Origin of the sequence: Brevibacillus brevis, from assembly GCF_022026395.1 — a bacterium.
GTDB lineage: Bacteria > Bacillota > Bacilli > Brevibacillales > Brevibacillaceae > Brevibacillus.
Map to the genome: position 1 here is coordinate 2,952,449 of NZ_CP041767.1, position 24,521 is coordinate 2,976,969.

At 44.6% G+C, this 24,521-nt stretch carries 24 protein-coding genes; 20 read left to right on the plus strand and 4 right to left on the minus strand.

Features of this window, described 5'->3' with window-relative positions:
* Position 1: 1 nt before the first annotated feature.
* From FO446_RS14420 to FO446_RS14465, 10 genes are all read left to right on the plus strand, one after another.
* Positions 2-1,801: an ABC transporter ATP-binding protein gene (locus tag FO446_RS14420; protein ID WP_237900954.1), complete on the plus strand. Its 1,800-nt coding sequence runs from the start codon at positions 2-4 to the stop codon at positions 1,799-1,801.
* Positions 1,798-2,505, plus strand: coding sequence for a 4'-phosphopantetheinyl transferase family protein (locus FO446_RS14425; protein WP_237900956.1), 708 nt, complete (start codon positions 1,798-1,800; stop codon positions 2,503-2,505). Before FO446_RS14420 ends, FO446_RS14425 begins: the two co-directional genes overlap by 4 nt.
* A gap of 29 nt (positions 2,506-2,534) precedes the next feature.
* Positions 2,535-3,263, plus strand: coding sequence for a thioesterase II family protein (locus FO446_RS14430; protein WP_237900958.1), 729 nt, complete (start codon positions 2,535-2,537; stop codon positions 3,261-3,263).
* Between the two features lie 51 nt (positions 3,264-3,314).
* Positions 3,315-4,898: a lipase family protein gene (locus tag FO446_RS14435; protein WP_237900960.1), complete on the plus strand. Its 1,584-nt coding sequence runs from the start codon at positions 3,315-3,317 to the stop codon at positions 4,896-4,898.
* Between the two features lie 256 nt (positions 4,899-5,154).
* On the plus strand, positions 5,155-5,958 hold the full coding sequence (locus tag FO446_RS14440; RefSeq protein WP_221866969.1) for an extracellular solute-binding protein: 804 nt from the start codon (positions 5,155-5,157) through the stop codon (positions 5,956-5,958).
* Positions 5,959-5,970: 12 nt separating this feature from the next.
* On the plus strand, positions 5,971-6,447 hold the full coding sequence (locus FO446_RS14445; protein ID WP_173609237.1) for a COG4315 family predicted lipoprotein: 477 nt from the start codon (positions 5,971-5,973) through the stop codon (positions 6,445-6,447).
* A 96-nt stretch (positions 6,448-6,543) separates the two neighbouring features.
* Positions 6,544-7,089, plus strand: coding sequence for an RNA polymerase sigma factor (locus tag FO446_RS14450; protein WP_173609236.1), 546 nt, complete (start codon positions 6,544-6,546; stop codon positions 7,087-7,089).
* A complete protein-coding gene (locus FO446_RS14455) occupies positions 7,086-7,805 on the plus strand; it encodes an anti-sigma factor (RefSeq protein ID WP_237900962.1) in 720 nt (239 codons plus the stop codon). The genes FO446_RS14450 and FO446_RS14455 overlap by 4 nt, the downstream gene beginning before the upstream one ends.
* Before the next feature lie 469 nt (positions 7,806-8,274).
* Positions 8,275-9,696, plus strand: coding sequence for a serine hydrolase domain-containing protein (locus tag FO446_RS14460; protein WP_237900964.1), 1,422 nt, complete (start codon positions 8,275-8,277; stop codon positions 9,694-9,696).
* Between the two features lie 24 nt (positions 9,697-9,720).
* The gene (locus tag FO446_RS14465; protein WP_173609233.1) at positions 9,721-10,557 is read left to right on the plus strand and encodes a M55 family metallopeptidase; all 837 of its coding nucleotides are present in this window, start codon (positions 9,721-9,723) and stop codon (positions 10,555-10,557) included.
* Positions 10,558-10,608: 51 nt separating this feature from the next.
* On the opposite strand, the gene FO446_RS14470 is transcribed toward FO446_RS14465, so the two are convergent.
* Complete coding sequence (locus FO446_RS14470; protein WP_237900966.1) at positions 10,609-11,271, minus strand: S-layer homology domain-containing protein; 663 nt, start codon at positions 11,269-11,271, stop codon at positions 10,609-10,611.
* A gap of 234 nt (positions 11,272-11,505) precedes the next feature.
* Here FO446_RS14470 and FO446_RS14475 point away from each other — a divergent pair, with 234 nt between their 5' ends.
* On the plus strand, positions 11,506-12,357 hold the full coding sequence (locus FO446_RS14475) for a M15 family metallopeptidase (RefSeq protein WP_173609231.1): 852 nt from the start codon (positions 11,506-11,508) through the stop codon (positions 12,355-12,357).
* Between the two features lie 121 nt (positions 12,358-12,478).
* Here FO446_RS14475 and FO446_RS14480 read toward each other — a convergent pair whose 3' ends face one another.
* Positions 12,479-13,222, minus strand: coding sequence for a C40 family peptidase (locus tag FO446_RS14480; protein WP_173609230.1), 744 nt, complete (start codon positions 13,220-13,222; stop codon positions 12,479-12,481).
* Between the two features lie 147 nt (positions 13,223-13,369).
* Between FO446_RS14480 and FO446_RS14485 the strand changes: the two genes are divergently transcribed.
* The 3 genes from FO446_RS14485 to FO446_RS14495 all read left to right on the plus strand — a co-directional run bounded on the left by FO446_RS14485 (position 13,370) and on the right by FO446_RS14495 (position 16,014).
* Complete coding sequence (locus FO446_RS14485) at positions 13,370-14,056, plus strand: response regulator transcription factor (protein WP_237900968.1); 687 nt, start codon at positions 13,370-13,372, stop codon at positions 14,054-14,056.
* A 12-nt stretch (positions 14,057-14,068) separates the two neighbouring features.
* Positions 14,069-15,433: a sensor histidine kinase gene (locus tag FO446_RS14490; protein WP_237900970.1), complete on the plus strand. Its 1,365-nt coding sequence runs from the start codon at positions 14,069-14,071 to the stop codon at positions 15,431-15,433.
* Between the two features lie 125 nt (positions 15,434-15,558).
* Positions 15,559-16,014 carry a hypothetical protein gene (locus FO446_RS14495; protein WP_237901064.1) on the plus strand — a complete coding sequence of 152 codons (456 nt, stop codon included), beginning with the start codon at positions 15,559-15,561 and terminating at the stop codon, positions 16,012-16,014.
* Between the two features lie 160 nt (positions 16,015-16,174).
* Here the strand turns inward: FO446_RS14495 and FO446_RS14500 are convergent, their stop codons facing one another.
* Positions 16,175-17,068, minus strand: coding sequence for a LysR family transcriptional regulator (locus FO446_RS14500; protein ID WP_221866964.1), 894 nt, complete (start codon positions 17,066-17,068; stop codon positions 16,175-16,177).
* 127 nt (positions 17,069-17,195) lie between these two features.
* Here FO446_RS14500 and FO446_RS14505 point away from each other — a divergent pair, with 127 nt between their 5' ends.
* The 4 genes from FO446_RS14505 (at position 17,196) to FO446_RS14520 (ending at position 21,288) form a co-directional block, all read left to right on the plus strand.
* Complete coding sequence (locus FO446_RS14505) at positions 17,196-17,879, plus strand: MOSC domain-containing protein (protein ID WP_221866963.1); 684 nt, start codon at positions 17,196-17,198, stop codon at positions 17,877-17,879.
* Between the two features lie 131 nt (positions 17,880-18,010).
* Positions 18,011-18,580, plus strand: a complete 570-nt coding sequence (locus FO446_RS14510; protein WP_221866962.1) for a cupin domain-containing protein — start codon at positions 18,011-18,013, stop codon at positions 18,578-18,580.
* A 138-nt stretch (positions 18,581-18,718) separates the two neighbouring features.
* Complete coding sequence (locus FO446_RS14515) at positions 18,719-20,539, plus strand: PAS domain S-box protein (protein WP_237900972.1); 1,821 nt, start codon at positions 18,719-18,721, stop codon at positions 20,537-20,539.
* A 107-nt stretch (positions 20,540-20,646) separates the two neighbouring features.
* Complete coding sequence (locus FO446_RS14520; RefSeq protein ID WP_237900974.1) at positions 20,647-21,288, plus strand: YczE/YyaS/YitT family protein; 642 nt, start codon at positions 20,647-20,649, stop codon at positions 21,286-21,288.
* A 33-nt stretch (positions 21,289-21,321) separates the two neighbouring features.
* On the opposite strand, the gene FO446_RS14525 is transcribed toward FO446_RS14520, so the two are convergent.
* Positions 21,322-22,521 (minus strand): MFS transporter, encoded by a 1,200-nt coding sequence (locus tag FO446_RS14525; RefSeq protein ID WP_173609221.1) that lies wholly within the window; start codon positions 22,519-22,521, stop codon positions 21,322-21,324.
* A 330-nt stretch (positions 22,522-22,851) separates the two neighbouring features.
* Between FO446_RS14525 and FO446_RS14530 the strand changes: the two genes are divergently transcribed.
* Positions 22,852-23,709 carry a histidine racemase CntK family protein gene (locus FO446_RS14530; RefSeq protein WP_237900976.1) on the plus strand — a complete coding sequence of 286 codons (858 nt, stop codon included), beginning with the start codon at positions 22,852-22,854 and terminating at the stop codon, positions 23,707-23,709.
* Positions 23,706-24,512: a methyltransferase domain-containing protein gene (locus FO446_RS14535; RefSeq protein ID WP_237900978.1), complete on the plus strand. Its 807-nt coding sequence runs from the start codon at positions 23,706-23,708 to the stop codon at positions 24,510-24,512. The genes FO446_RS14530 and FO446_RS14535 overlap by 4 nt, the downstream gene beginning before the upstream one ends.
* Positions 24,513-24,521 lie beyond the last annotated feature (9 nt).

The following is a 24,521-nucleotide window of genomic DNA, read 5'->3' on the forward strand; positions in this document are numbered from 1 at the left end:
CATGTTCATCAAGAGTTTGATGCGGGAACTACTTCAACTGCTGTCGTTTATGAAATCGAAAAAGCGAGCGTATATATTGGGACTCGTAGGAGACGGAATCGGTCAAGCAGCTGTATTGGTATCTTTACCTTTCGTATTCATGGATCTGACGGATTTTGCGAACACAAAAGACCCTGCTTTATTAACCAGAGCGATTGCCACCATGGCTGTGATGTTCCTCTTGCTAAGTATCCTGTCTCCATTTTTCAGCTACATCTATCGTCGATGCGTCCGTGAGCTCATTGCCAACATTCGGCTTCATGTCTATCAACGTTTGAGCAAGCTGCCTTTCGATTACTATGAGCAGCACCATTCGGGAGATACGATGTCGAGACTGGGCAATGATGTTGTCCTCATGGAAAACGCGTACGCAGAGCAATTGAAAACATTGAGCATCATCCTGCTGTCACTGATTGGCTCGATCATAGGAATGTTTGCAATGGATTGGAAAATTGCCGTCGTCTTGTTGATCGTAAGCGCATTGACTCTTTATGTGAATACGCTGTTTGCCAAGTCTGTACGGCGCATTGGAGACCGAATGCAGCAGCAGATGGGGATTGGGACAGAAAGATTAAACGATTTTTTGTCTGGGTTGCCCATCATCAAAATGTTTCATTTACATAACGTTGTGACCGCCCGTTACACGGCAGCAAATGAAGAAGTAGCTTCGTCTGCCATCAAACAAGGGCATAAACACGGATTATTGGAAGGGACCAATTTCTTCATCCAATTCGTAAGCTTCGGAGGAATGCTTGTTTTTGGAATCATGATGGTGTCCAAACAAATAATCGGGTTGGGTGTGCTGGTTGCTCTGGTTCAACAACAGATGCTTGTAACACTGGCCTTTCTCCAGCTTGGCCAAGTCATTACAGCGTTGCAGAGCTCGCTAGCTGGCGCTTCTCGGGTTGTCGATTTTCTGAATGAACCTCTCGAACCGGAAGAGTATCAGCAGAGCACCGACAAACACCAGTATTGCGAAAGCATGCTGAAACTGGAGCAGGTCGTTTTCGGATACAACGAAGATACAAATGTGCTGGATGGTGTTTCGTTACGAGTCGAGCAAGGCCAAATGGCTGGCCTAGTCGGATCGAGTGGAAGTGGAAAAAGCACCGTCATGAAACTTCTGTTAGGGTATTACCCACCTGCGAGCGGCTCTCTTTATTTACTGGGCAAGCCCATGGGCGCCTATTCTCTCGCAGAAATCAGAAGCTTGATCTCATACGTGCCTCAGGATGCCTTTTTGTTCGAAGGAACGATTGAAGACAATATCCGTTACGGCTGCTTGAATGCTTCGGAAGAGGATGTCATCCAGGCAAGCAAAGCTGCGTATGCGCATGATTTTATTATGGAACTGCCAGATGGCTACCAGACAAAAACAGGAGAACGCGGTGCCAAGCTATCCGGCGGCCAGCGTCAGCGAATTGCCATTGCCAGAGCTATCTTGAAAAATGCACCGATTCTTTTACTGGACGAAGCAACCTCTGCTTTGGATGCAGAATCGGAATATTGGGTGCAGCAAGCATTAACTGCACTCATGAAAGATAAAACAGTACTTGTCATCGCTCATCGCCTGTCGACTGTAGAGGCTGCCGATGTGATTTACGTGATGGATCAAGGAAAGGTTATCGAGCAAGGGCGCCATGTGGAATTAATGCAGTACAACGGCATCTATGCCAACTTGTATGAAGTGCAGCAGCGAAAGGATCGAGCAGATCAAATGAGTAGCCTGGAATTGACCGAAAGAAGGGTGAGCGCTACATGATTGCCATTTACGCTTTGAAATGTCCTGCTGTCATGGAGAAAGAGTCGTTCAACCGATTTTTACAAGCACTGCCCGAAGAAAAACGGGAACGGGTCAATCGTTTCAGAAATCCGGCTGACTCCTATCGGGCGTTGCTCGCGGACGTGCTGGTACGTTCTCTCATTTGTGAAGTCTACGAGATTTCCAATGACGAAATCGAGTATGACTACAATGCATACGGAAAACCTTTTTTGAAATCATTTCCCAACTTCTGCTTTAACGTCTCGCATTCCGGGGAATGGGTCGTCTGCGCCACGCATGACGCGCAGGTGGGGATTGATGTGGAGCAAATATGTCCGATTGATTTGGATATTGCCACTCATTATTTTGCAACAGCCGAAGTAGAGGATCTCTTGGCAAAACATCCAGATGAACAGGTTTCATATTTTTACGACCTTTGGACTTTGAAGGAGAGCTATATAAAAGCGAGAGGCATGGGGCTATCCATCCCGTTGCAATCATTCGCCATAAGAAAAAACCTGGACCAATCGATTACGATATCGCAAAGTGATTCCCGCGATGCTTGGGCATTTCATCAGTATGAGATCGATCCAGGTTACAAATTATCAGTATGCGCGACTGCCAATCGGTTTGCTGCTCAAGTAGTGATGAGGGATTTACAAGATTTGGATCAGGCTATTTTTCATAGAAAGATGTCGAGATAATACGCAATGAGGAAAGGGAGGGGTAAGAGATGAAATTGTTCTGCTTTCCGTACGCAGGTGGGCTTCCCAGCATCTATTACGGGTGGAAGCGGGTAGTGTCGCCAGCGTTATTGGAAATTGATCCATTCGAGGTACGGCCTTCATTAATTGGCGATAGCATGGTTCTTTCCACCTCGTTTTATGAGGTCTTGGAGGATGTATACAACCGGATTACACCAGAGCTGGGGGAAGAACCTTTTGCCTTTTTTGGCCACAGTATGGGCGGATTAATTGCGTTTGAACTGACGCGAAAGCTGTTGCAGAATGGAAAGCCACTGCCCCAGCACTTGTTCCTGTCTGCCTCCCGCGTGCCACATGCGTATCAGAAGCTGGTGAAAACATACAACCTGCCGCATGACGAGTTCATCGAATCGCTTCGTACACTTGGGGGCACTCCCAATGAAGTTTTGGATAATCACGAGATCTTGGAGGTATTTTTGCCTATGATTCGCGCTGATTTCCAGGCCGTGCAAACTTATGAAATGAATTATGAGCTTCCCAAACAAATCCCTGTCAATATGACGGTATTGTTTGGGAAAGAAGATTCTATTGAAATCCAAGATATTGTGGCATGGCGAGACTATTGCGGGGGAGAATGCAAATTTTACCCCATGCCTGGTGGGCATTTCTTTATTCATCAGCAAATGAATACGATCATGGTGATTATTCAAGACACATTGAAGGTAGAACAGGCAGTTGCAATCCGTGCACCATTTTAACAATTGTGTACGGCAACAATAAATCCAAAGGTGAAGGTTGGTGTTCTTTTCATGAATCAGAAAGCACTATCTCGTTTGCTAGCGGCCGTTACATTATCAACGGCGCTGGTCTACCCGCAAGCAGCAAGCGCAGCCGCTCCAGCTCCGGTTTTGCATGACGACAATCCAAGTGGTCATTTTGGTGACTGGTACACAGGTGCGGTTCCTCCCAATGCATCCAAAGACAAGCCCGTGATCCTGTTTGTCCAGGGTCTGCACTCCACCTACAATACCTGGTATACAACAGACGGATATTATGATGCAGCCTATAACGCCGGGTATCGTACCGCATTTGTACAACTGAAGGACGCGGATGGTACTGGTGGCAACATGTGGACAAACGGAGCGAAGCTCGCCGAAGTCATTAAAAAGGTTGCAGATTATTACGGTGTTTCCAAAATCAATATCATTGCACATTCCAAAGGTGGCATCGATACACAGACAGCGCTCGTTCACTATGGCGCACATCCGTATGTCAACGTAGTTCACCAGCTTTCCACGCCAAACAAAGGTTCAGAATTGGCTGACATGGCGTACAGCAACTGGGCGGGATGGCTCGCTGACATTCTTGGCAAAAAAGATGATGCCGTGTATTCCCTGCAAACGTCCTATATGGCCAACTTCCGTGCGCAGACTGACAGCCGTAGCGAAAATAGTTCAACAAAGACATACATGGCCGCTGGAACAGGGGATGATGGCTGGTTTAGTGCTACCTGGTTTGGTCATGCGGTTCTTCCTGGTGAAGACGATGGAGCCGTTTCTGTTGAGTCTGCCTTCGGTTTGCCGTATGGGATCAAGAGCTTTACAAAAGACGTTTCCCACGGTCAAATAGCGAAAGCCTCACAAACATGGGATCTGGTTCAGCCAAAATTGCAAAACGCATCCATTAAAGAACGTGCAAATAAAATAAGCAAAGACAAATCGAAAGAAACCACTGTGGAAGAAAGCTCCGTTATTCTCCGCGGAGGCGAAGTGGAAGACAACACCTCCGAAACATTTTTCTTGGAGAGCGGAATCGATAAGCTGAATCTTGATACGATGACCTCGTCGGAAGACACCGTTGTGACCCTGATCAGTCCGTCTGGCAAAGAGTATGAGGCCGATCTTAGTAAAAAAAGCAACTCGGAAGATGAGCCCGGGATATTCCAAGATGCTGTTCATCACTTCATTGAAGTAGAGGAACCTGAAGCAGGCGAATGGACACTTGAAGTGGAGGGCTCTGACGACGCCTTTTTCATGGTTGGTTCCGTGGATGGTGGAGAAGAAGCGAAAGTAAAGGCGAGCAAAAAGGTATTCAAGAAAGGCGACAAAGCGAAGATTTCCGTCGACCTGGGCAAAAACGAAATTGATCAATCGTTACTGGAAAAAGCAAACCTGACTCGTTCCATGAACGGCGAAAAAGCAAGCGTCCTTGATGAAGTGAAGTTTGCCGTAAAAGAAGATGAGCTTACTGGCAATTTTACTGTGCCGACGAAGCCAGGTGTTTATAATCTCTCCTTTGACGTAACTGGCATCAATGAGGATGGCGAACCATTTACACGCTCTATTAATTACAACTTTGCGGTAACAAATAACGATGGAGAATTAGAAAAATAAGAGCAAACTATTTTACGGCCCTGAAAAAGGGTCGTTTTTTTCTGTTTACAACGGCATCTCAAAGACAAAGATCACCACACCTGGCCAGACTGGCGTAGGTTGTGCGGAGATCTTTATTTATTCTTCACCAGTCTAGTTTTTCATCGTTTCATGTAACTTTCTAACTATTTCACAATTACAATCAAACCGTTTACAGCCTCCCTTCGTTTCCTTTGATAGTACCATTAAAAAACAAGTGTGAAATGGAGGAAGAATCATGAGGAAGACCGTGTGCCTAGCAGTTCTACTGCTTTTTTTCACTACGGCTGCCGGAATGTCAGCCTATGCACAAATGGACGGTAAGCCAGCGTCCCAGGCGACACCAAATTCTAGCCAAAGTGACCAAGTCATCCGGGTGTACGGACCAGGTGGACCACTTGGACCGATCAAAGAAGCTGCTGAACATTTTTCAGCTGAGACGGGAATGAAGGTGGAAATAACAGCCGGACCAGAGAGCAAGTGGATCGGTCAAGCAAAGCAAGATGCAGATATTATTTTCGGTGGCTCCGAGTATATGCTGCAGGACTTTATCTTTAACTACCCCGACATGATCGACACCAAAACACGTACGGAGCTTTACGCACGTGCTGCAGGAATATTGGTGAGGAAAGGAAATCCTAAGAAGATTGAAAGTCTGGAGGATTTAACGAAAAAGGGAGTAAAAATAATGGATGTGAATGGGGCTGGCCAGCTTGGCCTGTGGGAAGACCTGGCAGGCAGAAAAGGGCTGATCGGAGGCATTACTCAAAATATTACCGTTTCTGTAAAGTCGAGTGCCGAAGCCATTGAACGATGGAAATCGAATTCCAGTCTGGACGCCTGGATTACCTATGAATCGTGGCATTACCGGCTCCAGGATGTGACTGACCTGGTCGAACTGCCCGAAGAAGAAAAACTCTATCGTGGAACGCCGATCGCCCTGACAAAAATCACTGATCAGAAAAAAGAGGCACAGCAATTTATTGATTATTTAAGAACGGAAAAATCTCACCAAATCTTTCAAAAATGGGGCTGGAAGTAAGGAGGAACATACATGAAAAAAGTAGTTTTTACACTTGCACTGCTTTTGATTATTTTTGCTTTGGCTGCTTGTGGAAAAAGCACGGAGGTAAAAACAGAGGCGGTTCAACCCGATCAAGCCCAAACGGAACCAACTAAATCGGAACAAGCCCTCCAGCTTTTGAAGAATGAAAAAGCTGGAGAGTATTTGGCGGATCCACAGGGAAGGGCCCTGTATTACTTTAAAAAGGACGAAGCAGGAAAAAGCAATTGCAGCGGGGAATGCCTGGCAAACTGGCCGGCATTTACCCAGGAGAATTTCGCAGTCCCAGAAGGTTTTGACAAAAAGGATTTCGGTACGATCACAAGAGAAGACAACGGGAAGAAGCAGGTTACATACAAAGGCTTTCCTCTCTATTATTTTGCAAAAGACCAGCAAGAAGGGGATATAAACGGACAAGGAGTAAAAGAAGTATGGTTTGTCGTAAACAGCGAAACAACATTTGAATAAGCCTCCCAGGGAACGATCAGTCGCGGTCGTTCCCATCTTTACTTTTAAAAAAGGGTTATGGCAGTATAATTTTTATCCAAAAGCAGGGAGTGCCACATGAAAGAAAATTACGATGCGGAATTAATGCGATTGGTTAACGAAAAAAATGGTCACGCATTAGAGGAGCTCTATGATCGATATATAAAGCTTGTTTACGGCTTCGTTATGAAGTTTTGCAATGGGAATGAGGATAAGACGAAAGAAATTATTCAGCTGGTCTTTTTGAGGCTATGGACAACAAACAGCCATTACGATCCTGCTCAAGGCAGCTTTGTAAATTGGCTGCTCACGATTACCCGCAATATATGCATTGACTACCTTCGCAAAGAGAAGAAGCATACGCAACACCATCAAGAGGAACATGAAGAGATCGCCGATCCTGCAAATGCAGTCGAGCAACGAGTAAATACGAATGATATTGCGATGGCGAAAAACAAATTGCCGACGGCCCAAAGAAAATTAATCGATCTGCTATATTGGAAAGGGTATTCTCTTTCAGAGATCGCCAAGCTGGAACAAGAGCCGCTTGGCACGATTAAAAGCAGGCTTCACCAGGCTCTTAAAGGATTGAGGAAGCATCTGGAACTGGAGGATATAAAATGAGAAGGGTTTGTGATCATTTAATTTCATATATAGCAAATGAGCTCAAGGAGAGCGAACACATGGCCTTTGCTGAACATTTAAAGAATTGTGTGGAGTGTAAAAAAGAATATCAGGAATTATCCCAGGCCTGGCATGCTTTGCCGTTCGATTATACCGAAATCGAGGTGCCTGAATCGCTAAAAGGCGAGGTACTGGGGTTTGTTTTTGAGCCCAAAAGAAGCGGTACGGAAACATTCATGGCTAAGATGAGCAAGCTCGCCATGATGCTTAAAAGCCAGTTCACTCCCGTTTCAACGAGTATGGTGACCGTCTTGTTTCTCGCGTTTATTGGCCTTGGAATAGCGAATATACAAGTAGAAAATCGCCATGCGGAAAATGTCCCCATTGAAATTGTAACGGCGATTCCCTTAAAAGCAGCCAATCAAAGCCACCCGGAAACAAACGGTATCGCCTATATTGTCCAGCAGGGATCAGAGAAAAATTTGGTGGTGCAGGTTCACGAATTGCCCGGCGTCGAAGGTTCACAGGTTTACCAGGTTTGGCTGCTGAAAAACAGCAAGAGAGAAAATGGTGGCATATTCAAGCCGGACGAAAACGGATTCGGATTACTGACCTACCAGCTCGCCGAAGGGCAGACTTTTGATCAAATCGGCATTACTGTCGAACCAGACGCAAACAGCAGACAACCAAGAGGAAAAAAAATAGCCGGCTCATAGATGGTAACAGAAAAGGACAGATTCATATTTTAAATATCTGGTTAACCGTATCGTGCGAACGTGTGCTCATCTTCAAGAAACTTCCCCTATGGATTCCGCATATGTCCACACGGCTCGGCCAGTTGAGCCTTATGGGTTCGATAGTAAGGCAAACACAAACAGAGGCTGCTGGTGTTAAAACCGGCAGCTATTACTCTATTTTTTATTCTAATAAGAGATTGTTTCTTTTACATTTTAAAGTTTCTGATTGACGTGCGTCATACAAGACGAAGGGCCATTTTTATTTAATTGTGTTTCGTTGTGAAAATTAATTATTTTCAGAATTATATATTGTTGTTTTTTCATCTGCCGCTTATAATTCTACTAGTGCATGAACTTCATATCCTTGTTTTTTTGAAGTGTACACTTCGGAATTAAAAAACTGAAATTGCTTTCCGGTTTGTATGTAATAAATCTAAGGAGGTATGACATGAAGATGAATGAGTGGGAAGCGTCATTTGAAGCATACGTCGAAAAGCTGATGGATGATTTTCAGGTTCCCGGTGCGATCATTGCGGTAGCCAAAGACGGGGAACTCGCTTACGAAAAAGGGTTTGGTTATCGAGACCGCGAAAAGCAAGCTCCTATCGATCTGGATACGGTATTTGGCATCGGGTCAATTACGAAGTCGTTTACATGCATGGCGATCATGCAGCTTCAGGAAGAAGGAAAGCTTTCCGTACATGATCCGGTCATCACGTATTTGCCTGAGTTTCGCACACCGGATGAAGCCCAAACGAAGAGCATCACCATTCATCATTTCATGACCCATACCCTCGGATTTCCACCACTTCCATCTCTCATTCCCGCAATGCTACGCAGTTTACAAGCCGATCCGACAGCACAAGAATTACTCCAACATTTTGAAGCGCAATGTAAACACCCAATCGATACCTTCGAAGACCTCATGGCATATATAGAGAAGCTGCCCTTCGAATTGTTGGGACCTGCCGGGACAGAATTCAGCTATTCGAACGAAGCTTTTGGCTTGCTGGGGGCAATTATTGAGGGTGTCAGCGGCAAAACATATGAAGACTATGTTAAAGAGCATATTTTACAGCCGGTTGGCATGGAACGAACGGTTTTTCATGTAGAGGAATTAGGAGAGGACGACAATACTACCATGCTGTACACATGTCGCATGAATGATGGTGTTCGTGAGGTTGTACGTGCCCCTGGTTGGTGGGATGCTCCCTCCATGCGTGCAGCAGGCTTTCTCAAATCGTCCGCACGTGACATGCTTCGGTATGCGGATGTCTATCGGACAGGCGGGCTTTCAAATGGAGCGAGAATCATCTCGGGAGATAGCGTGTCACAAATGGCTGCTCCTCATGTACGCATTGACTTGAGTCGCAGCTATGGTTACGGACTCGGCGTACTTCCATTTACTGAAGATTACACGTTACTCACCCATACCGGCGGCTTAAAAGGGATCACAGCACAAATGTTCATCATCCCAGAGGCGGGAGTAACCGGCGTTCTTTTGACCAACATGGATGATGCCCCCATTACCAATCTGACATTAGGTTTATTGAACAGCATGTTCGGTCGCCCGCTCGAGACGCAGTTCGCCACGTTTCCCGATAGGGAAGTGTCGCTTGATTCCTTGCAGCAATGCCCTGGTACATATAAATCAGGAGAAGGAGACGCAGTAGAGATTAGATTCGATGAAGCACAGAGACAGCTCTTACTCGTTTTAGGCAATGATGTGTTTCCACTGCGTTCCGTGGGCGAAGACACGTTTCTGTTCACGCGCCACAACATCGATTCACTCATCCGCTTTGTTCGCCATCCAGACGGTAAGATCAAGCGCATGGCCTTTGGATCACGCCAAATACCGAAAGCAACCTAATCGAAGATAGGGAGGAAGTTTCTCATGAAGGTGTTTATTTCGTTGGACATGGAAGGGATATCCGGACTTAGTGAATGGGAGGATGTGATCCCCGGTCGTAGACATTACGAAGCGGGGAGAAGACTGCTGACCCAAGATGTTAATGCGGCGATTGAGGGTGCACTGGAAGCAGGAGCTACCGAAATTATCGTCAATGAGTCTCATGGACCGATGAACAATATCATCCTGGAAGAATTGCACCCACAGGCAGATGTCATCCGCGGTTTTTTCAAGCCTCTCTGTATGATGCAGGGAATCGACAGTAGCTGCGATGCCGCATTTTTCATCGGTTATCATGGAAAAGCGGGAACAGGAGATGCAGTACTCAATCATACACTGTCTGGCCTCGCTATCCATAGGCTTATCTTAAATGGCAAAGAGGTGGGCGAAGCGGGTTTAAATGCAGCAATCGCAGGAGCCTTCGGTGTCCCAGTCGTACTCGTTACCGGAGATTCCCAAACGGCTAAGGAGGTGGAAGAACATATCCCTGGAGTCTTTACAGTCGCTGTAAAAACAGGGATAACTGGACTCTCGTCGCAAGCGATGCATCCCGTCCGTGCGAGAGAGCTGATCCGTCAGCGGGCAAAAGAGGCATTGCTCCATCGCAATACAGTGAAACCGCTTGAGCAAAGAGTAGAGAATACGATAGAAGTCGAGTTTACAAAATCACAATTTGCCACAGCAGTCAGCTGGATGCCAGGAATTGAACTCATCGAAGGACGCACGGTACGCTTCCATTCGTCTGATCTTGTCAGTATGATGCCTGTCTTGCAAGCGATGCTGTTGATAACCGGGCAAGTAAATCAGATGATTACTGGTTAAGTAAGTAAAAAATGCAGCCCCTCTTCACGAGGATCGCTGCATTTTTTTGTTTTAGTTCAAAGGCTTATGGTTTTTCAAATAAGCAAGGGCATTATAAATAATTTCGGCTGCCTCTTCACGCGTGATGGGCTTTTGCGGATGGAGCTTGTTTTCCTTATCCAATTCGATCACATCTCTTGCCAAAGCTCGTTGAATGGAGCCTTGATAATCCACGGTGAGGTCATGATCATCTTTGATTTCTACCGGCACTAGTTTGATCATGGGAAGATTACCTTTGGTCTCCATCACTCTCATCAGCTGGTGAATGAATTGCTCTTTAGTCCATTCAGCGTTCGGATCGAGATCAGCTGGTAACTCCAAACCGTTCACAGCCGCTATGATGAGACTCTCTGCATACCAAGCCTCGTTATCTGCTTTGGAAAAAAAGTCAGTGGCTTGTGGAGCTTTTACAAAACGGATCGCTGCCAGATTCAAATCAAAGGCATTTACAATCAGTTGAATACCTTGAGCAGCTGTTATCGTTTCATTAGGTGCGAACTTGTTATCATCTACGCCTTTTATCACACCTTCTTGCTGTAAGGAAAGAATTTTATCCTTTGCTCCAGATTGGACGAGATCCGTAAAAGGAGTCGTTGCAGCAAAGCTTGGTTGGGCGAATGACACGGTTAACAATGCAAGGAAAGAAAGAGAAATCGTACGTTGTCTGACATTCATGGTAGCCACCTCGTCTATTTTTGAAGTTTCACTCCATTTGACGAGCAATAATTGACAACGTTTCAGCTTTCCTTTGCTCCTATCGAATATCAAGGGACCTTGAAAATTTTCAGTTTGTTTACAGTAAAAATATTTAAGGAAAACTTTATCTTTTGACCACGATTTCATTTAACATTGCCTAGTACCATCATATTGAAAAAAACAACATGCGCTCGAACCATGGAGGAAATGGAAATGAAAAAGAGGTTTCTCTTACTAGGTATTCTTTTATTGCTATTGGGTTATCCATTCTTGCGGACATTCATAGATGCTTTATGGGAACAAAAAGAGCCGTACACGGCAGCTTTCCCGAAATACAAAGCGATTCGCGTTGAACAAGACCAGATTTATCAGGGCGATCTGTTATTAGTCAACAAGAACCATCCGATCCATTCAGAGGCTGTCCCATCCGATGTGATCCTTTTGTCTTCGCACAAATATTTGGTGGAAGGCTATCGCTTGCAAGATAATTCTATTGAATTGTCTGAGAACGCAGCGGAGGCGTTCAACGAGATGGCCGGTGCAGCAAGCAGTGACAATGTAAATGATTTTATGATCAAAAGCGGCTATCGAAGTTTGGAAAAAACGGGAAAACCGGCTGAAGAAAAGGGACATGACGAAGGTGCATTGCCAGATTGTTTTAACGAACATCATTTGGGAACAGCCTTGGATGTTGCATCCACACAAATGAAAATCGACCAATCTCCTGAAGGGAAGTGGCTACAAGAAAACGCTTGGAAATACGGGTTCATTCTTCGCTATCCAAAGGAAAAGGTCACAATCACTGGCATTCCTTATAATCCTATGCATTACCGATTTATAGGTTTGCCACACAGCGCTATTATGCAGGAGCGTCAATTCTCCCTGGAGGAATACGTGAATTACTTGCGAGAAGCAAAGGAAGTGTCGGGGAGTATAAATGGTGGCGACTACAAAATTTATTATTATCCGGTAAATACTAGCATCATGATTCAAGTGCCTACCAATGGAAAATATGTGCTTTCAGGCGACAATCAGGAAGGTGTCATTGTGACAGAGTTTTTGTAGTTTAATGATTCTTTTTCAAGGAGGGCGTAACGGAACATGTTTCTCTTGCTTCCTTCGTTACAGTGATGATGAAAAAGACTGCTGAAGCACTCAGCAGTCTTTTTGTGTTGCACGAAGATGATTAAATCACACGTCTTCCAAGCTCAAAGCGTTTTTCCCAGGAAGTCCCTTTGAATTTAGTTGTTGTAACTCCAGGCTTACCGTACGTGTGCAGCAGCTTATTGTCTCCAGCGTAGATGGCAACATGGGTAATGCGAGAAGACGAGCTGCCATAGCTGTGGAAGAACACGAGATCCCCTTTTTGCAGTTGATCCTTCGAGACTTTTTGACCGACTTTGGACTGTTGTCGCGAGTCTCTAGGCAGTTTTACGCCAACCTCTTTAAACACTCGCTGTGTAAAGGAAGAGCAATCAAATGTACGTGTTGTTTTTTTGCTCGAACCGTATTTATAGGGAACGCCTTTATACTTCAATCCTTCGGAAATGACCTGATCGGCAATGTCGGAAGAGGAGGCAGAAGTATTGTGATCAAATGAAGGAGCAGTATCTTTCGTCTGTTTATTCAGATTACTATCAGTAGTACTTTCCTCGTTGGCTGCCAGGTCGTTATTCATACCATCTTGAACCATTTGATCAAATTGGTCCATTTCAGCCTGTCCATTGCCCTGATTTGCAATGGATTCTTCGATAATCTGTTGCAGGTTCTGGTCATTCTTATGTTTTTTCTGCAGTTTATCCTGATTATGTGTAGTTGTGGAGGTGAGACCTGTCTCAGAAGCCGCGTAGGCTTGTCCGTTCATGAGAAGAGAAGTTCCCATTAGAATAGCTACGACCGCAGTAGTACCTTTCCAGTTTCGCTTTGTCATGATGTTCCTCCTTCTGAATGGTTCATCTTGTTGTATGTTTCTCATCCACGCTTTTATCGTACAGAATAAAACTAAGATTCCCGGTAGAATTTCATGAGAGTTTCCTGAGAAAACTGTTGGTAAGATATTCAAACGGAGATGATATGCATGCCTACGCCAGATGGAAAAGGCTATTTGCTGCTCGTGGAGGATGAGCATAACTTGGCAAGATACTTACAGTTGGAGTTGGAGAATGAAGGATTTTCGACGGATATTGAATACGACGGGCTTTCCGGATTAGAAAAGGCACTGACGATTGAGTACGACCTCATTCTTCTGGATGTCATGTTGCCCGAATTATCGGGGATCGAACTATGCCGGCGCATACGGGAAACCAAGGATGTCCCCATTATCATGATCACGGCTCGTGGAGAGGTTCCAGATATCGTCACGGGGCTAGACAGTGGAGCCAATGACTATCTGGCGAAGCCGTTTGCCATCGAGGAGTTGTTTGCCCGGATTCGGGCCTTGTTACGTCAGCGGGAATCAAAAGCAAATCAGGAGATAGTGGTTGGTCGCTTGCGTATCCAGCCCAACGCACGGCGAGTGTTCTTCGATGACGAGGAAATCATGTTGACCCCACGCGAGTTTGATTTGCTTTATTATCTGGTTCAAAACAAAGAGCAAGCGGTCTCGCGAGAGCAAATTCTTACAGCCGTTTGGGGCTTTGACTTTATGGGGAATACCAACATCGTGGATGTGTATATCCGGTATTTGCGGAACAAGATTGAAAGTGATCCATCCGTCAAACTGATACATACTGTTCGAGGAATCGGCTATACACTACGAGATTAGAAGGAGAACGCAGTGCTTACACCTCGCAGATACTCACTCAAATGGAGACTGACACTGTTTTTTAGCTCTGGCATGCTGGTTTTGCTTCTCTTTTTGTCTATTTTTATTTTTTTCAGTACCTCTAATCTCGTCCATCAACATGAGCAAAAATTACTCAATCAAAAAGCGACGGCCATCGCAGCCGATTTGAAAACAGAAATCACCGAAGAAGCATCGCTGAGGATTCCCTATTTGACTCGTTTGTTAACGAATTACGCTGACGTCAATCAATTCATCAACATCAGCGACCAAAACGGCAAGGAAATCGCTTCGATACGGGGAGCCAATTGGACAAAAGAGCCGGAAGACTATTATGAAAGGACCTTGGTCGCTAAAGAACCTGTGCAGCTACCGTTCACATCGGAGCTTTTGTTTGTGCAAATTTCTACTACGACAGAAGCGCTTGAATGGTATTTTTCCATCCTGCTCACGATTCTTTTTCTTTCGGCCTTTTTTACCTTGCTACTTTCGGCGATAGGAGGCTACTGGTTGAGCAACTGGGGACTGAAGCCTCTCGATCATCTTATCCAGCAAATCCATTCCATTTTCCCTCAACGCCTCTCCCAGCGAATTCACCATCATCACGTAGAGAGTGAAATCTACGAGTTGATCCATGCCTTTAATCTGTTGTTAGATCGCATGGAAGAAGCAATGGTCTATCAGCAGCGATTCGTCACAGATGCCTCTCACGAATTGCGTACACCGCTCTCGATAATTGAAGGCTATGTAAGTCTTCTGCAAAGATGGGGGCAGCACAAACCTGAAGTAAGGGACGAAGCACTCGCAGCTGTGGAGCAGGAGTGTAAACGACTTTTCAAACTCATTGATGACCTGTTGTCGCTAGCCAAATTGCAGCATAACTCACAACTAGGCTCAAGGAAAGTCGTGCAGCCACTAACCCCTCTGCTTCTGGAAGTAAAGCAAGCGTGGGTTCCCATTTTCCCTCCACAAATTAAGCTGCTTTTTGAATGGGAAGAAGCGATTGTCCTTTTGATGGATCGGGAGCGGATTCGCCAGTTGTTGGACATCCTTTTGGACAATGCACGGAAATATACAGATGAAGGACAAGTGAAGGTACGCGCATATGGGGATGAAGAGGCTGTGCACATTGTGGTAGAGGATACAGGGATCGGTATTCAGGCAAAAGAGATTCCCCACCTTTTTAAGCGATTTTATCGTGTGGACAAATCCCGTACGCGAAAAAGGGGCGGAAGCGGGATTGGTCTGGCCATCGCCCAAGCGATTGTCGCAGATCACGAGGGAAGCATCTCTATTGCTCCTTCTGCGGATAGAGGCTTGAGTGTTCATGTTTCGTTGAAAAAAGCGGGAATAGATTGACGACATGAAAGAGTAACGATTGGCTCTGTGAGCGTGCATTCCAGAGCCTTCGTTTCTCATAGTGTTCTGATTTATGAACATGTAAAATGAAAGGGAGTCAATACAAAGAGTCATCCTTGACGGAGGTGCTTATAGTGGGTAAGGCCCATAAATACATACATAGTAAAATCGAAATACGCCAAGATCAGATGAAGGGTTTTCAGCATCCCCAATACGTCATTACAATCAATGACATCACTTTGAATGACTATTTGAATCAAAATACTCAGAGTCGTTCTTTTGATTTATTAGTGCCACCTATCGGACTGTTTGATAATCGCGATCAACAAAAAGTCCTCGCATTGCTTTCTTTTACAAATGTTGCTCTTCCTATTTTGGTTTGTTCGGATGACATGGATTTCTCTTGTACAGTTGTCACCACGTATGTAGAGGAGGCGAAGGATTACATCATTTGGAAAACGTTCGGATATGGCGTGGAGATGTCAAAACCGATCCATGTTCCGCCTTTAGCTTTCGAAAAAAGCCAGTATAGAGAATTTGTTGAAGCGTTCAAAGGCTTTATTCATCGTGATTCCCTATGATAACCATAAGCTGCATTCATTTTCATTTTAAGCCGAATACAGGTGATTCATAAGTACCTGAGTACCTGACAAATGATAGGGAATACCTATCGAAATGATAACAACGATGCTATTGAACAATGATTCGCCTCATCATAAACTAATCTTGACTCACGCATGATCAACCTTCATCACGCTTAACCGAAGCAATCAACTGCTCCATAAAAACTCGGCTTGCTGCACACAAATACTTGTTTTTCCGGTAAACGATACCGATTTGCGCCGTCATATTAGGTTGTTGGATCGGAATCGTGCGAATCCGTTTATCATCGATATAGTCGAGGTAGCCTTTCGAAAGTACCGTGACACCGACACCTTGCCCGACCATATTCGTAATCGATTCCATTGTGGTCATTTCCAAAACAGGCTGTGGCGAGAAGCCCAGCTCCTTACACCTTTCATCAATCAACTGACGCAAAAAGTACGTGTTCGGTAATAAAATGCAGGGGGTTTCTTTCAAAATCGCAAGCGAAACAAACGTTTCCTTCGCGAGCGGATGATCCGCAGGAACTCCTAATGCCAGATTTTCTGTATAGAGCGGAATGGTTTCCAGATCGTCATGCTCCATAGGCAAAAAAACAATCCCCAGATCGAGTTCGTTTTTCAGAAGTCCTTCATAAATATCACCGGTTCTCAACCCGAAAACAGACAATTCAACCTTTGGATAACGCTGGTGAAACTCAATAACAGTAGGTGGGAGCAAGTAATTGACAACTGTCAGCAGTACACCAATCTTTAAGGCACCTCTGCTTAAGCCTTGCAGCTCGCTAATCGCTGCACGCGCCTGTGACAATTCATGAAACACATGATAGCTATGGTGAAGCAATGTTTTGCCTGCTTCCGTCATAACCGTTCGTTTGCCGATGCGATCAAACAAGGGCATGCCGATTTCATGCTCAAGCAAGCGGATTTGCTGACTGAGTGAAGGCTGTGCAATACCCAATTTCTCGGCTGCACGAGTAAAATTCAACTCCTGGCACAGTGCCATAAAGTACTCTAATTGCTTGAGCTCCAACGACCATCCCTCCAGCGATTTATGATCTAATAATAGGATTTTCCTATCATTATAGAATAAACCATTATGAATTTATATGAATGTACTGCACAATATACATTTTCATGAAAGTATGAGGTGATCGCTTGTGAATATCGAAATCCTTTCGATAAATGTAGGGAAACCCAAACAGGTACCGTATCAAAACAAAGAGGTTTCTACCGGTATTTACAAAACCCCGACCACAAAGGCTCTATATTTATCCTTTTTGAACTTGGAGGGAGATGGGCAAGCAGATCTTGTCCACCATGGAGGGAAAGAAAAGGCTGTATGCGTCTATCCCTATGAGCACTACCCATTTTGGGAGGCTGAATTACAGACGGAGCTTCCAATCGGTGCCTTCGGAGAAAATTTGACGATCCGAGGATTAGTAGAAACGGATGTTTGTATCGGTGATACCTTTCAGCTAGGGGAAGCGGTCGTACAGGTGAGTCAACCGAGACAGCCCTGTTACAAATTGTCTGTACGATACGGTGTACCTGAAATGCTGCTTAAGGTACAGGAGACAGGCTATACCGGCTTCTATTTTCGCGTGTTGAAAGAAGGGCTGGTATCGCATTCAGATGTGTTGACAAGGCTCTCGCGCCATCCAAAGGCAATAACTGTATCGTATGCAAACCGAATCATGCATCAAGAAAAAGACAATATCGATGGCATGAAGAATCTGTTGGAGGTAGAAGAACTGTCCTCAAATTGGCGAGCGACCTTTAGCAAACGATTATCCGGCGTGGAAATTGATACCCGTGAAAGGATGACCGGCCACCAAGCATAACGACAATAAAGGCAAGGAAGAATGTGATGGTTGTGTAGTACCATCTGAAGTTGCTCTTCGGCATAGTTACCTGTCATCAGGTAGCTACATAGGCTAAAGGGTAAATCCTTTACACTGGAGAGGAGATTGAGATGTACAACAACTATTACCATTACCATCAAGGGTATTATCCCGTGCTTGCCGGCTGGAATAACAGCCATTTTCACTATGGGTGGAGCCCTCATTATTACAACTGGGGCCATGCAAATGGGAATCGATACTGGGATCGTTATCAGAATACCATCGAATTGAGAGATTATGGACCAAAGCCTTTTGTCGTGAATATTGAGCAAGCCACAAAGCAAAACAACACATTTCGTACGGCATTATGGACAGGGAAGCACTTGCAGGTGACGCTAATGAGCATAAATGTTGGAGACGACATTGGTTTAGAAAACCATCCGAATACAGATCAATTCATCCGAGTGGAAGAAGGTCAAGGACTGGTTCGGATGGGCGATCGCCAAGATCATTTAGATTTTGAACGAAGAGTCAATGATAACGATGCCATCATGGTTCCCGCGGGCACATGGCACAATGTCATCAATACAGGCAATACGCCGCTTAAGGTATATTCCATCTATGCGCCACCGCAACATCCCTTTGGCACTGTTCATGAGACAAAAGCCAGTGCCATGGCTTCTGAGCAAAACCCTCAATAAGAAATGGTGCCAGAATATCCCGCTCCTTTTTAAGGGGCGGGATTTTTTTAGTGGGATAGATATTTTCTCAAGGATATTTTCAACGGGCATAGAATATTAACATTATTCACAATCTTCGTTTAAGGAAGGTATAAACCTATGGATAAAGAAGCTCAGCGAATCAACCTTAGACAAGAACAGTTCAACATGAAAGAGCTGCTTCAGTCACTTGTTGAAACGACTACGGACGCGATTTCAATTAGGGACATGCAGGGTAATATACTTTTTTTGAATAGTGCTTTTGAAAAAATCTATGGTTGGACATATCAAGATCTCCTGAATGACCCGTACTGTCTTGTACCTGAAGATCTCATTAACGAGACAAAGGACATTTTCCACGAGATTAAATTTGCAGGAAAAAATATAACGGGCTATGAGACCGTGCGTCAACGAAAAGATGGCGAGATCGTTCAAGTTGGTCTAACAGCTTCCCCTATAAGAGATACAGAAGGTACGATTGTAGGCACTTCAGTCATCGCCAGAGATATAACGGACCGCAAAATGGCGGAAGAAGCACTTGTGAAAAGCGAGGCAAAGTACCGCATCCTTGTAGAAAATACGAGTGATGTTATTTGCCAACATGATGTACACATGAATAATCTTTTTGTATCTCCTTCTATCGAACACCACTTGGGATACACTCAGGATGAATTTCTTCAAACGAATAGTTTTGATCTCATTCACCCTGATGATGTAAAAACCGTGAAAGATCTGCGTTCCTTAATCTCTATGCATCCCCAAAATGTTCAAATGGAGATTCGATTACGTCATAAAAATGGATCGTGGGTGTATTGGGAGTCACGTTGTGTTCCGATTATGTCTGAGAACAAAGAGATTGATAGCTTTCTATTCGTTTCACGCAATATCACCGAGCGGAAACACTCCGAAGAAGCCTTGCGCAAGAGCGAGGAACAATATCGCTTCATTGCCGAACACACGGCGGACTTCATTTCCGTGATGGATAAGTACGGTCACGTATCATATAGTTCACCTTCCCATGTGAAGAAATTAGGTACGAGCCATATTATTTTTGAGAACATACATCCAGAAGATGCAGCACTCGTCTGTGAGCGATTTTCCACGATGATTCAGTTCGATATCCCGGTTACATGTGAGTATCGATACAAACTGGAAAACGAGAAATGGATCTACCTCGAATCAAGAGGGATGCCGTTTTTTAGCTCGGATGGCGGAAATCAATACTTCATCAACATTACACGTGACATAACGGAGAGGAAACAAAATGAAGAACTTCTCCGCAGAACAGAGAAGTTGTCCGTCATCGGTGAATTGGCTGCAAGTATCGCGCACGAAATAAGAAATCCGCTTACGGCATTGAAAGGCTTTATCCAATATTTGCGGCCAACACTATCGGGGGGCGCTACTTATACAGACATTATGTTGTCCGAGTTAGATCGAATCAACTTTATCGTGAGTGAGCTACTTGTATTGGCCAAACCGCAAACGCTGAATGTGAAGCGGATTCTTTTACACCCGCTCATTGAAAGCGTGGTAAAGTTTCTTGAATCAGAAGCAAGTCTAAACAACACTACAATCAACACAATATTCAGTCATTCTCCGATAGCGATTAATGGAGAAGAAAATCAAGTAAAACAAGTCTTTATCAATATATTGAAGAATTCCCTCGATGCTATCACGACGAATGGCATAATCAGCATAGAAACCACATGTCTACCTAATAACCAAGTGCTGATACGTTTTACCGACAATGGATGTGGCATTTCCCAAGAACTGCTGCCCAGGCTCGGTGAACCGTTTTATACCACGAAAGAGAAAGGAACAGGCTTAGGTTTACTTGTCAGCAATAAAATAATGAAAGATCATCAAGGAACCATCACCATCTCAAGTGAGATCAACCAGGGTACCATCGTGGAAATCATGTTTCCCATTTCGAAATAGGAAGGTGATCCTTATGAATTCGCAAATCGTTTTTGATAAGGTAGCATTCACCAAATCTCCACCTACGCGCGTTGGAAAAGTCAGAATAATTAAAGGGGGAGAAATTCATGTGGAGGAAGTTTCTGCTTCATCCGCTTGCAGTTCGATACAGTGTGTTTATGATCGGACTGGCGGTCATGGCGTTAGGCATAGGCATGATGATTGAGGCTCATTTAGGTGTTGCGCCATGGGATACACTGCATATTGGATTACAGAAGACATTTGGACTGACCATCGGCATATGGTCGCAGATCGTGGGAGCCATGATCATTCTCGCTTCCTACATCATTGGCAAGATCCGGCCTAACGTGGGTATGTTTTTAAACATGTTTTTCTTTGGGCTGTTTATTGACATTTTTATGTGGCTGAACTGGATTCCTACAGGAGAGACGGTTGTAGAACGAGCTATTTTGTTCGTTGTCGGTCTGCTTATCTATACGATCGGAACAGGGATGTATATATCACCACGATTGGGAGCAGGTCCACGTGACAGTTTTATGTTAGCATTACATGAACGAATGGGATGGGGCATCGGTAAAGTCAGGATCGGTATAGAGTGCACGGTCATGGTGTTGGGCTTGTCACTTGGCGGGCCTGTTTCGGTGGGGACATTTGTGACGGCCCTTGCCATTGGACCGCTGATCAAGCAGTTTATTCCGATGTGGGAACGAATTTTGGCAAAACCGTACGGAACAGCAAAAACAGGGTAAAAGAAAAAAGGGTGCTCATACTGAGTACCCTTTTCAACTTTGTTGCGGCTTGCGTTCAGCCAGATAGGATGCGATTCCCAAAATCAGACCCATTCCTACGAGCATCGCACCGACCCATGGGAGGGAGGTTATATCAAGATGTGTAATCACCCATCCACCAATGAAAGCGCCAGTAGCATTTCCTAGATTTCCGGCAGAATGACTGGAGGTAGAAGCAAGTGCTGGTGCATTCTGAGCGAGATTCATCACCCGTACTTGCAGCCCTGGAAATACAGCGAAAGAAGCAGCTCCCCAAAGAAAGATGGTCAATATGGCAGCTATGGGACTATACAGGGTAAACGTAAACAGCGTCAGAATGATGCATATTGTTAAGTAAAGTCCGAGAATGGAGGGCATCAGCTTCCAATCCGCAAGCTTTCCGCCCACGATATTGCCGATGGTCACACCACAGCCGAAGAGGACAAGAATCCACGTTACATGATACTCAGCAAAACCGGTAATTTGCGTCAGCAGTGGCGTTATATACGTAAATACGGTGAATAAACCTGCATTGCCTAGCGCTCCGATCAAGAGGTATAGAAGAAGCTTCGGCTTGAGTAGGGCAGTAATTTGCCCAGTGATACTCCCCGTATTTTCTTGCCGGATGTTTGGGACGAAAATGAGTATTCCGATCAGTGCTATCATTCCCATGATCGCAATAGAGCCAAATGAGGCCCGCCATCCCATGTGTTGACCAATGAAAGTCCCCAGAGGCACACCAATAATATTAGCAATCGTCAGACCTGCCATCATAATGGAAACCGCTGCGGCACGTTTGTCAGGACTTACAAGACTGGAGGCTACAACAGCCCCAACCCCAAAGAACGTCCCGTGCGTCAAAGCGGTGATCAGGCGTGCTCCCATCAGTATTTCGTAGTTGGGAGCAAACACAGAGATTCCGTTCCCGAGAATAAATAGAATCATAAGGAGACAGAGTAGCTTCTTTTGGGGAATCCGATGGGTGAGGACTGTCAGGATCGGTGCGCCGACGGCTACCCCCAGAGCATACATGGTAATGAGTTGTCCCGCAGATGAAATACTGACATTCAAATCCTCTGCAACATTCGGCAAAAGCCCCATAATGACAAATTCCGTCATCCCAATGGCAAAAGAACCGACGGTAAGAGAGAGCAATGAGATAGAAGACTTTTCCTTGTTGACCTGTTTCTTGGTAGTAGTTTGAGATAACGCCATGAAGTCAATACAACCTTTCTGTACGATAAAATCCGTTTGTGGTGCGGGTAAAGATTACCTGTTCCACTTTGTTAAGTCAAGGTATTCTTCTTGTATAAATGTAAAAATCCTACTAGAAAATACTAGAGCGCATCCCTGGAAGGGTGATCGAGTTCGAGAAAAGGAATAAAGAACGACAAGTCTACCGTTGACAGACACCCAAATTGTGGTTATGATTTACTCGATAATAATCGTAATCATTACGGTTTATTTTTTTAAACATTAAATCGTAATGATTACGATTAATCTAAGGTCATTAGCTTTTTATCAAAAATAAGAGGGTAGGTTGAGATGAAACGGGAAATCGATTTTATAAAGTTTAATCCCACACAAAATATGACCATTCTTGTGAAAAACGATCATCCAGCTGAAGAGTATACGCACATCGCCTCAAAAATGATGTCCTACGCTAGTGTCCATGCTGAACAAGTGGGTTTTATTGAAAAACCGAATAATCATGGAGCAGCAGCACATCTACAAATGGCTGGGGGTGAGTTTTGCGGCAACGCATGCATGGCATTAGCGTTGCTTATCGCACATGAAAATGGTCTACAGCATCATGATTTGACCGAAATTGTTTTGGAAGCTTCCGGCACAGATCATTTCGTTGTTTGTCAAGTGAAAAGAATTAAAGACGAATATTACTGTCAAGTTTCGATGCCTCTTCCCAAAAAGATCGAGCAGCAGTCAATCAACTATGATGGCGACGAAATAAACATGGTGATTGTGAGGTATCAAGATTTCTTTCACATCGTGATTGAAGTAGACCAGTTCAGTGAGGCGGTAAGAAAACGTGCGGAATCTTTAGCCAAGCTGCTTGGTGTAACAGTAGGGTTGAGTTTAATCGGGGTGCTATTGTATCAGCCAGCTTCGAATGAATTGGCTCCACTTATCTTTGTTCCGTCATTAGATAGCATGATCTGGGAAAACGGCTGTGGGTCAGGTACTGCTTCACTTGGGGCCTATCTGGCTTGGAAAAAGCAAGGCGATATTGCTGCTCACATCAGGCAACCGGGAGGCACGATTCATGTAACGGCCTCTTGGCAAAAAGAAGAAGTAACAAGTCTCAAAATAGAGGGTGCAGTCGGAATCGTGGCACAAGGCAAAGCATTCATCGAGATTCAAGATAGCAAGGGGAGAACAGAATGAATAGACCAGAACAGTTGCATCAACAGTTGACTGCATTTCTAGAAAGGTTCACCCATTTAGCCGATCGATATGACGGTACCATCCATTACAGCTCGGAGTTAGAGACGATCATCGATGAGTATTCTACTTTCATAACGGATGAAAGAAACAAAGAAGCCTGGGAGCAGATAGAACAGCCAATCGCAAACCAATTGAACCAGCTTGTGGAGAATGTAAGGAAATCGTCGGCGATTTGCGTTGCGATTATGGAGAAATATCGTGCGCTGAAGCTGCTAAAAGGGATTGACGATAAGACCGACTACTTTCAAAACATAGAATCTTGTATTGAAAAAGAATTTGGGAGTTTTCAAGTTACTGTTGATTCAAAGGTGTTGATGGTAGGCTCAGGTTCCTTTCCCATGACGCCATTATTGATTGCGAAGCGGACTGGAGCAGAAGTAGTTGGTATCGACATTGATGAGGAGGCCATCGAACTAGGGCGGAGTGTTGTAGAAAGGCTGGGAAGTGGATTGTCTATCCGCTTGGAGAAAGAGTTTGTGGAACGACTTGATATGACGAAGGATGCAACCCATATCATCTTTAGTTCAACGGTTGCAAATAAGTATGATCTCCTGGAACAATTACATCCATTGACAAATGACCAAGTGATCGTGGCGATGCGATACGGCAATCAAATGAAATCCCTTTTTAACTACCCGATGAGAGAGGTAGATCAGCGGAAATGGAGGCTGATTGAAACCATCTTGCGTCCCGAGCATGTATTTGATATCGCGTTGTACAAAAAAGCATCGGCTGCATGCTGATCTTAAAAG